The 9699-nt window shown below is 36.0% G+C and carries 6 protein-coding genes and 1 pseudogene; 6 read left to right on the top strand and 1 reads right to left on the bottom strand.

Features of this window, described 5'->3' with window-relative positions; translation table 11 throughout:
- The first annotated feature begins 286 nt into the window (after positions 1-286).
- Both IV512_RS19405 and IV512_RS19400 read left to right on the top strand, forming a co-directional pair.
- A complete protein-coding gene (locus tag IV512_RS19405) occupies positions 287-1507 on the top strand; it encodes an alpha/beta hydrolase-fold protein (RefSeq protein ID WP_209406373.1) in 1221 nt (406 codons plus the stop codon).
- 127 nt (positions 1508-1634) lie between these two features.
- A pseudogene (locus tag IV512_RS19400) lies at positions 1635-1807 on the top strand (glutamate dehydrogenase); the annotation flags it as partial.
- A gap of 34 nt (positions 1808-1841) precedes the next feature.
- Here IV512_RS19400 and IV512_RS19395 read toward each other — a convergent pair.
- Positions 1842-4025: an Ig-like domain-containing protein gene (locus tag IV512_RS19395; protein WP_209406371.1), complete on the bottom strand. Its 2184-nt coding sequence runs from the start codon at positions 4023-4025 to the stop codon at positions 1842-1844.
- Between the two features lie 166 nt (positions 4026-4191).
- On the opposite strand from IV512_RS19395, the gene IV512_RS19390 reads away from it, so the two are divergent.
- The 4 genes from IV512_RS19390 to IV512_RS19375 all read left to right on the top strand — a co-directional run bounded on the left by IV512_RS19390 (position 4192) and on the right by IV512_RS19375 (position 9411).
- Entirely contained in the window at positions 4192-4356 is a 165-nt protein-coding gene (locus IV512_RS19390) for a hypothetical protein (protein WP_209406369.1), read from the top strand.
- Positions 4357-4424: 68 nt separating this feature from the next.
- Positions 4425-6287 (top strand): right-handed parallel beta-helix repeat-containing protein, encoded by a 1863-nt coding sequence (locus IV512_RS19385; protein ID WP_209406367.1) that lies wholly within the window; start codon positions 4425-4427, stop codon positions 6285-6287.
- A gap of 554 nt (positions 6288-6841) precedes the next feature.
- Positions 6842-8191, top strand: coding sequence for an amidohydrolase family protein (locus tag IV512_RS19380; RefSeq protein ID WP_209406366.1), 1350 nt, complete (start codon positions 6842-6844; stop codon positions 8189-8191).
- Positions 8192-8664: 473 nt separating this feature from the next.
- Positions 8665-9411 carry a hypothetical protein gene (locus tag IV512_RS19375; RefSeq protein ID WP_209406364.1) on the top strand — a complete coding sequence of 249 codons (747 nt, stop codon included), beginning with the start codon at positions 8665-8667 and terminating at the stop codon, positions 9409-9411.
- The last annotated feature ends 288 nt before the right edge of the window (positions 9412-9699 follow it).

The raw sequence follows: 9699 nt of genomic DNA, 5'->3' as shown, positions 1-9699 counted from the left end.
CAAGGGCCGTAGGATAAGGGACCATCATATTTTTATCACCTTCAGGCGCCATCGAGGAAAACTGTACATATCAACAGCTATATGCAATCTGGTGTGCTCCCTTATATTTTTCCTTTTACGTACCTTTCGGTACGACAAACAAAAATCCAAACGCACGACTTCACATAGCCCTGCGTTAGAGGCAATTTAAAAAAACACGATAGGTAAAAAGGACAAGTCTGAAATTATTTTTGATGTTGTCAATTATCCAAAAGAAATAATTACAAACTAAAACCTTACCAAACAAATGAGAAAGTCTAAAATTGTAATAACCATAATTACCTTGTTCCTATGTTTCAAAGGAATAGCACAATTTAATCAAAATAGCGAAAAGCAAATAGTAGTTGGGAAAGTTGATAGCTTATATTCCAAAATACTAAAAGAGCAAAGAGAAATTTGGATACATACACCTGAAGACTTTAATAGCACTAAAAAATATCCAGTTATTTATGTATTGGACGCATCTCAACAATTTTATGTTATTACAGGAATGCAAAAGCAACTAACGCCTTTTAAAATTCCTCAATCCATAATAGTTGGTATCACTAATACAGATAGAACAAGAGATTTCACGAATACTAACGTTCCTTTTCAACGCGGACACGAATCGGAAACTTCTGGAGGTGCCAGTAATTTTTTAAAATTCATAAATCAAGAATTAAAACCGTATATCAACAATAAATATCCAACCGAAAACAACAATACCATTATTGGTCATTCTACAGGAGGTCTTTTTGTACTTTATTCATACTTATATCACGAAAATTCTTTTGATAATTATTTGGCAATTGACCCAAGTCTTTGGTGGGACAAAGAAAATCTGGTTAAAGAAACTCAAGAACAACTAAATAAAGGAAATCGAAAAGAAAAATCATTATATATAGCGGTGGCTAATAGTATTGGCAAAGCAATGGACACGGTTAAAGTTAGAAGAGACAAAACAGTTCCTACTGAACAGATTAGAGCCAATTTAAAGTTTCACGACCTATTAGTGAAAAATAATAAAGAGATTAATTTTAAATGGGAATACTTTGAGAATGAAGACCACGGAAGCATTGTTGTTCCAGCCCAGTATAATGGATTGCGGTCTATTTTCTCTTGGTTTCCATTCCCAGAAATGTGGCGTTTTAACACACCAAAAGAATATTCTGCCAAAGAATTAACAGAGCCTTTTAAAACCCACTATAAAAAATTGAGTATTCAAATGAAACGTGAAGTAAAACCTGAATGGGAATTACTAAATCAAGTTGGGTTCTTTATGTTAGATGGACATAATCTTCCTAAAAAAGCTTTAGCATATTTAGAACTGAATGCTGATTTCTATCCTAATGAGTCAAAAAGTTTTGTTGCCTTGGGGAATTTTTTTTTATCTCAAAAAAACAAATCAGAAGCAATCAAATACTATAAAAAAGCAGTTGAAATAGACGGTAATCAAGAAGCTCAAGCTAAACTAAAGGAATTAGAATAGTAATAAAAACTGCCTCTAATAACGGTAACTGTTGCACAACCCCTGACCGGCAACAAAACAAATCATTATAAGCCTCTTTAAGGGGCTTTTTATTGCACCGTCAACAATTTAGGGAAGGCTATAGGACAAGAAAATCAGAAATGAATCACAGGGGTTATTACCGGTAAAGGTTGGCTCCAATTCAAAATAAGACCTAAAGCTATGGGTTATGGCACCGTCTATTTTGCCCAAAGTATGTTAAAAACTATTGACGAAGATTTTGAAGGAAAGACCATTGTGGTTTCGGGGTCAGGAAAAATTCACATCTCTGAAGTCGAACTTATGTTACTAAGCACTAAAAAATAGGTGATTGTTGGTCAAGATAATATTGATGGAAATCATAGTAACCTTTAGAGAATGATTCGATTTTTGGTGAAACCAAGTACTCAGGTGTATTGTCTTTAACTACTTTTTCCAGGTATTCTTGATAATTCAATATTCCTTCATATCTTTTTAGCTCTACCTGAAGAAAGTCGAGCTTGCCTTGCTCATAAAAGGAATAGAAATCCCATGTCTTTAATTCATCGGGGATTTCTGGCAAAATTATTTCGTTTTGGTTTTGACTATCGAAGGAAATTACCCAGTGATAGTTTACCTTTTTACCATCAATGTCATAGCCTTCATCACTAAGATTAGAAAGCATAATTCTACCAACTATATGATTGCCATTTGATGGATTAACATTTACAACATTGTTCTCATATGAATAATCAATGGCCCAGTTTAATGATGGGTAATTGTCCTCAACTACACCTGTTCCCAAAACATGATAATTACCCATAGTAAGACTGTATTTTTGCTTGTAAAATGTATCGTTGTATACAAATCTGTATTCATCGTTAAATAAGGTTATTGAATTTCCATGAGCGTTCCATAACCAATTTTGGTATTGATTGTCATCTAAAAACCCTAGGCAAATTAGAGAGACATGAGTATCGTACCCTCTAATATAGTCTGATCGGAACGTTTTGGTAACGAACCCCTCTTGGGTGAACATGTCGGCATTAACTTCGTTGATGCCATTCAAATTCCAATCAAATACGGCGTACGAATAAGTATCTAGTGTAAGATTATGCAAACCAACATATATCTTATCGGTAGTGACCCCTTTTGAAATATCAAAGTTTCTATTGAAACTAATTTCGGTGTTAGTATTTTGGAGTTGGCCACCCCCCATTTTACCTCCGGCGGAATTGTACAGGTCATACGAATCGAAGCCACCGGCAGGTACTGTAACCCCATCTTTATGATAAATGCGAATTGGAACTCGAAGATTGATTTCATCCAAGCCCGTAAAATTTGTTACGGAAAAAAAATTTGAACTACTGCCCAATTGATTCGTATCGTATGATCCAAATGTTATCATAAATTCAGTAGACGGATCAATATCTTCATAGGTACGTAAATAGAGTGTTTCTGTTTCCGGTAATACCCTCTCAACGGCCAACAATTTACCCTTCATATCAGAGGCAAAAACATAAAACCTGTCATAATCGTGTTGGTAGAATCCTTGAGGGAAATTCAACTTATGCAACCTTCGCATAATCTCTATCGGCATTTCTGCTATACTTTTGTTGCCCAAGGTGTCTTCTGCTACGATTGTAACCTTGGTTTTCCCCGTATTGAAATCGATGGGCCTGAATTCAAAATCAAACTCGACTTTATCTGTAGTCTCCTTAAAGATTTCGTCTCCTATTAAGTAAGATATGGACGCGACATCCGAATATTCATCATCTATTGATAAGTCGACCAATATGGGTTCGTCTATGATTTGGTTCGCCGCGAGATTGTTAAAGCTAATTGTGGGGCCAATATCGTCCATAAAAAAGTTCACCAAATAAGAACTGCTATTTTCTACGATATCGATTGCTTCAATCTTTAAAACATTACTTCCAGTTTTAAGTTGTAAAGTATCCAAGGTTATTTCATAATTATTATCTGAAATTTCATAGATCAATTCTTCATTTAATAGAATATTGACCAATGCAATTTCTTCATTGTCCACAACTTCGAATGTTACGGTTTGTTCTTCACCCGCTACTACTGCATTTTCATCTAAAGAAACGTTAGTTATGACAGGAGCATCATTGTCAATATTTATGGTCAATTCTTCTGAAGAAATGTTTCCTGAATTATCGGTTGCATCAACTCTTAAGATGTGCTCATTTAGACCTTTTGAAGATAACTTTGATGAATAATTAGAAAAATCGATATTCAATTGAAATGGTGGTTCATTGTCTTTTGCTACCGAACGCTCATCAACAAATGCTTCAATCATTTGAATCCCTCCAGCATCCTTGGCATCTATATTAATTTCCATTTGTTTGCCTACATATATAACTTCTTCCTTTGCATAGGGAGTGCCAGCAATTTCAATAGTTAAAATTGGAGGTGTAAGGTCCTTAATATCCTCATCGGAATCTGTTGAGCACGAAACGATTATTAATATGATTGTCAAAAATAAAGGGAAATATTTCATAGAATATCTTTATACCATGAGAGCAATCTAATGCGCAAATAAAAATATTGCAAAAATTTTAGGAGAATTGACCGAAAAGTAAGCCAACTTGATCACACAACGTTCTAGTTAATCTCTCTTCATAATCCCATTTTAAATTTACGGACGGTTTGCCAGAACCGCCGCTATGGCTCAACTACTCGACATATCAGGACGCTATATGCAATCTGGTCGACAGATTTTATTCCCAATACCGCAAAATCACCAACGGCACGTCCGCTCGCGCGGACTCGCTGCGAAACATGCCATGGCATTGAGCGGAAGCCAGATTACCATAGCATCTTTATGGTGATTTTACTATATTTCCATAAGATTCGCCAGACTTCACATAGCGCGGCGTTGTGCACATAAAACAAGCAGATGAGAGAAAAATCTATAAAAAAAATGATAACCTATAATAATCCGCTCATATCAAAAGGTAAGATCATAAAAATACTATTTCTTTTATTGTTTCCTTATGTATTATATGCAGTTGAATATCATGTATCTGTTAAAGGGAATGACTCTAATATAGGTTCATTGAAGCAACCGTTTCAAACAATTTCAGCGGCAGCCAAAATAGCAATGCCAGGTGATACAATTACTGTACATAAAGGCACTTATCGTGAATGGATTAATCCTCTCCGAGGTGGTTCAAGTGATGATAACAGAATTGTATATCGTGCTGCTCAGGGAGAAAAAGTTGAAATTAAAGGTTCTGAGGTAATATCAAATTGGAAAAAAGTAGAAAAAGGGATTTGGAAAGCTGTAATTCCTAATACATTCTTTGAAAGTTATAATCCATATAAAGATTCAATAGCTGGAGACTGGTTTAAACCCCAAGGTAGAGTGCATCATACAGGTGAGGTGTATATAAATGGAACCGCTTTATACGAGGAAGTTGCTAAAGAAAAAATGAATACTAGAAAATTAAGCTGGTATTGTGAAGTAGATGAAAATGAAACTCATATTTGGGCAAATTTTGGAGCGTTAAATCCCAAAAAGGAATTAACTGAAATCAATGTTAGAAAAGCCTGTTTTTATCCTGATAAACCCAATAGAAACTACATTACTGTTTCTGGTTTTACTATGAGACATGCAGCTTCTCAGTGGGCGCCACCAACGGCAGAGCAAAAAGCACTTATTGGCACACATTGGAGTAAAGGTTGGATCATAGAAAATAACATAATTAGCGACTCAAAATGTGTTGGATTAACGCTAGGTAAATATGGAGATACTACGGATAATACTTCAGGGAATTCTGCAGGAGGATATGTTGGAACAATTAAACGTGCACTGAAAAACGGATGGTCAAAAGATACTATAGGTTCACATATCGTCCGAAATAATACAATTTACAATTGTGGCGCAGCTGGTATTTGTGGTAGCCTTGGCGGAATATTCAGTCAAATCATTGGAAATCATATTTACAACATCAATCTTGACAAGCCTTTCACAGGTTACGAAATGGCAGGTATAAAATTTCATGCTCCCATTGATATGCTCATCAAAGGAAATCGTATTCATCATACATCAAGAGGAATATGGTTGGATTGGATGACGCAAGGTACTCGTGTAACTTCAAATATTCTTTACGAAAATGGAAGACAGGATTTATATATTGAAGTAAACCATGGACCCTTTGTGGTTGATAACAACATTTTGCTTACGAGATATAGTTTAAAAGACCGCTCAGAAGGTGGTACGTATGCACATAATTTATTTTATGGTAAGATTGATTACAGACCCGATGGTAGATGGACTCCATATCATAAGGAGCACTCAACAGAAATAGTAGGTATAAGGCCTATCAAAGGAGGTGATACTCGTTTTTATAATAATATGATTACTAGCAATGGACTTAGCGAATATAACAATACTGAAACGCCTTGTACGGCAGATGGTAATGTTTATGTATTTAATGCTAAACCACTAGAGAGTGAAGAAGGACCGCTTGAAATTCAGGACGAAGAAGAGTTTTTTAAACTAAAAATGACCGAAGAAAACGATGAATTAATTTTGAATTTCAAACTGCCAGTTGATGTAAGTGAGCAAAAAAATAATTTGGTTACAACGGCGCTACTTGGAAAAACAGTTTTGTCTAACGCACATTTTATGAATTTCGATGGTTCCCCATTGAAAATTGACATGGACTTTAAAGGTGTTAAAAGAAATACAGACAACCCTATTGCTGGTCCTTTTGAGCAATCATACGATAAACCAATTGTTGTAAAAGTTTGGTAAAGTGTTATTAATGAAGTTTCAGCACGATATAATGAATTACGTTGCACAACAAAAAATATAGGCCATTTGGCGGATAGTGCTAATTTTGGGAATGTTTACATTTAAAAAAAATATAGCGGTTTGATAGGAAGGTGTTTCAAAATTCCAAACGCCCCATATTCAAACCGATGATGCACAATTCACCTAAAGGTGAACCCAAATCGCTTCACGTCTCCGCCGTTCCCGCCCTTTGGGAAACGTGCATCATCGCAGGGCCATGTTAGATTGCAAGGGCTGTAGGATAAGTGGACTATTTGCCAGAACCGTCGCCACGGCTCAACTACTCGACATATCAGGACGCTATATGCAATCTGGTCGACAGATTTTATTCCCAATACCGCAAAATCACTGACAGCACGTTCGCTCGCGCGGACTCGTTACGAAACATGCCATGGCATCGAGCGGAAGCCAGATTACCATAGCATCTTTATGGTTATTTTACTATATTTCCATAAGATCCGCCAGACTTCAAATAGCGCGACATTGGCTTACACTAATATCCTAAAGACATACAAATGAAAAGTTTTAAAAATATTTGCTTCCTGTTTTTTTTCATTATTGTTATACCAAACTGCGAAGCCCAGACAAATGATTCCAAATCAACTGCATTTACCAATATTACATTGATCGATGTGGAAAAATCCAAGTCATTAGAGAATATGACAATCATTATTAATAATGACAAAATAAAATCTGTTTTCCCGAGCAATTCACAGCAAATTCCAACGAATGTTGAAATTATTGATATGACGGGCCATTATATTATTCCAGGTCTAATCGATGGGCATGTTCATCTTTTTGCCAATCAAAATAGAAATGCTGATTTAAAAAAACTTTTATTTTCTGGGGTTACCTCTTTAAGGGATATGGGTGGTGACGCCAGAATATATCAAAAGCTTAATAAAAATATAGCCAACGGAACAATGCTATCTCCCAATATATATTATTCCGCGACGTTCTTTGGTCCGGAATTTTTAGAAGACCCTCGTACAAAGTTTGCAAACAAGGGAATTAACCCAGGAGAAGCTCCATGGATGAGGGTTGTAAAGGATGATACTAACCTGACGGAGGTAATTTCCGAAGCAAGGGAAATCGGAGTAACTGGAATTAAGGCCTATGCTTCAATTTCACCCGATTTACTTAAAAAGATTTCTGAAGAAGCTCATAATCAAGGATTGAAAGTTTGGAGCCACTCAGCTACTTTTCCAAGTAAACCAAGTGACGCAGTAAGGGCAAATGTGGATGCTATATCACATGGTGTTGGAATGATAACGGAAGAGGCTGAAACAGTCCCTAATTCATTTAATGATGCGATACTTAATTTTATACCACTTCAAGATTTTGAAAATGCTAACGCCTTATCTAATGTTTATGTTGATCTACTCCAATCAATGAAATCCAATGGAACCATATTCGAACCAACAATTTCAGCTTGGAAAAGAGTTAAAACTGAAAAGAAGGATGCTGAAAAGAACGAGCAAAAAATGAACCCAAAGAGTAATATGACACAAGCAAGGGCTAAAATGAACATTCCCGCTATGAATAAATGGGTTAATAAAATAACCAATGCTGCCTATATTAATGGGGTTACCATTTCAGCCGGAACCGATTTTACGCAGGCAATAAAGTGGGTTCAAGATGAGATTCGGTTTCTTGTTGAATCTGGTCTTACTGAAATTGACGCCATCAGAGCAGCAACTTTGAATAATGCCATGGTAATCGGAATTGATAAAACTCATGGTTCAATTTTAATTGGCAAGCAAGCTGATTTAGTTATTTTAACCAAAAATCCAATAGAAGATATTGAAAATTTAAGAAGTGTAAAAATAGTTTATAAAGACGGGAAACGGTATTCAGCAGAATAGTAAATTAAAACGTACGCCAACAATGCCCTATTTGTTGAGTCCACCAAATTTTATGGATTTACTCATGTAGTTTCTATTTTCAATAATGAATTCGTGATAACGCCGCGCATGGGCCGTAGAACAAGTGAACTATTTGCCAGAACCGCCGCAACGGCTCAACTACTCGACATATCAGGACGCTATATGCAATCTGGTGTGCTCCCTTGTATTTTTCTTTTTTACGTACCTTGTCGTTACGACAAACAAAAATCCAAATGCACGACTTCACATAGCCCTGCGTTGTAAAACATTTAAAATTGAATAAAACTCACCTAATTTCCATATTAATAACTCTTGTCCTAATTCAAATTCTAGGCTTTGTTTCAATCAACTACCTTGGAGATTATGGTTGGAGTGTTTTTCTTTTTATTCCTTTCATAATTGGGTTTTTACCACCATATATTTCTGGAAAGAAAATTACAATAACTAAAAGCATGGCTTATAGATTAAGCTTTGCTGCTTTAGGTCTTGCTTGTCTTGCTCTCTTAGTTTTTGCAATTGAAGGTATTATTTGCCTACTAATGGCAAGTCCTCTTCTTGCTCTTGCAGTATGGTTGGGTTCCTATATCGGATATAAAAGCTCTGGTTCAAATTTCATGAATCCAAAAAACACAACTATCATATTGGTTTTACTATCATTTGGGTTCACCAGTTTCGACTACTTCAACAAGCCGAAGGACCTAATACCCGTTCGAACCAAAATAATTGTAAACGCACCTATTGAAGCAGTATGGAATAACGTAGTCACATTTGACAAAATCAGCGAACCTACTGACTGGATTTTCAAAACTGGTATAGCTTACCCAACTGACGCCACAATCGTTGGAAAGGGTGTTGGAGCAGTACGGTATTGTAATTTCACCACAGGTAGTTTTATTGAGCCAATAACAACATGGGACGAGCCAAATTTATTGCAATTCGATGTTAAGGAGCAGCCAACTCCAATGAACGAATTAAATCCTTTTTGGGATGTGCATCCTCCACATTTGGATGGATATTTTAAATCTTACAAGGGTCAATTCAAATTGACCAAAATATCTGAAAGTAAAACAGAACTGGAAGGAACGACCTGGTACAAAGTGGATATTTATCCTGAAATATATTGGAAAGGTTGGTCTGACTTCATAGTTCATCGAATACACGAAAGAGTTTTAAATCATATAAAACACGAATCGGAATAAAAACGTTTTACAACAATGCCTAAACGTAATGCGGACTTTAGCGCAAAACCGAAAGGTCTGTGTATATTTATAAAGTCGCTAAATCTTATGGATTTAGCTCTGGAACAAAAAAAAGAAAAAGCAAAACAATAAGCTTTAGCTACGTCAGCAGACGGAAACGAAAAAGTTTCCCTGCCTCCGCACTACGCTTAGGTACTGTGTCAAAAAACAAGTTTTTTCCTTGAAATTTCAGGAAACAGGTTGAGCGATCAATTTGTTATCCCGCGCAGCAAGGGCTTTATGCTTTTG

Source organism: Pseudozobellia sp. WGM2 (genome assembly GCF_017810075.1).
In the GTDB taxonomy this organism is placed as follows: Bacteria; Bacteroidota; Bacteroidia; order Flavobacteriales; family Flavobacteriaceae; genus JADNYK01.
Note: the sequence above shows the minus strand (reverse complement) of the source record. Positions and strands in the feature narration are given on the sequence as shown.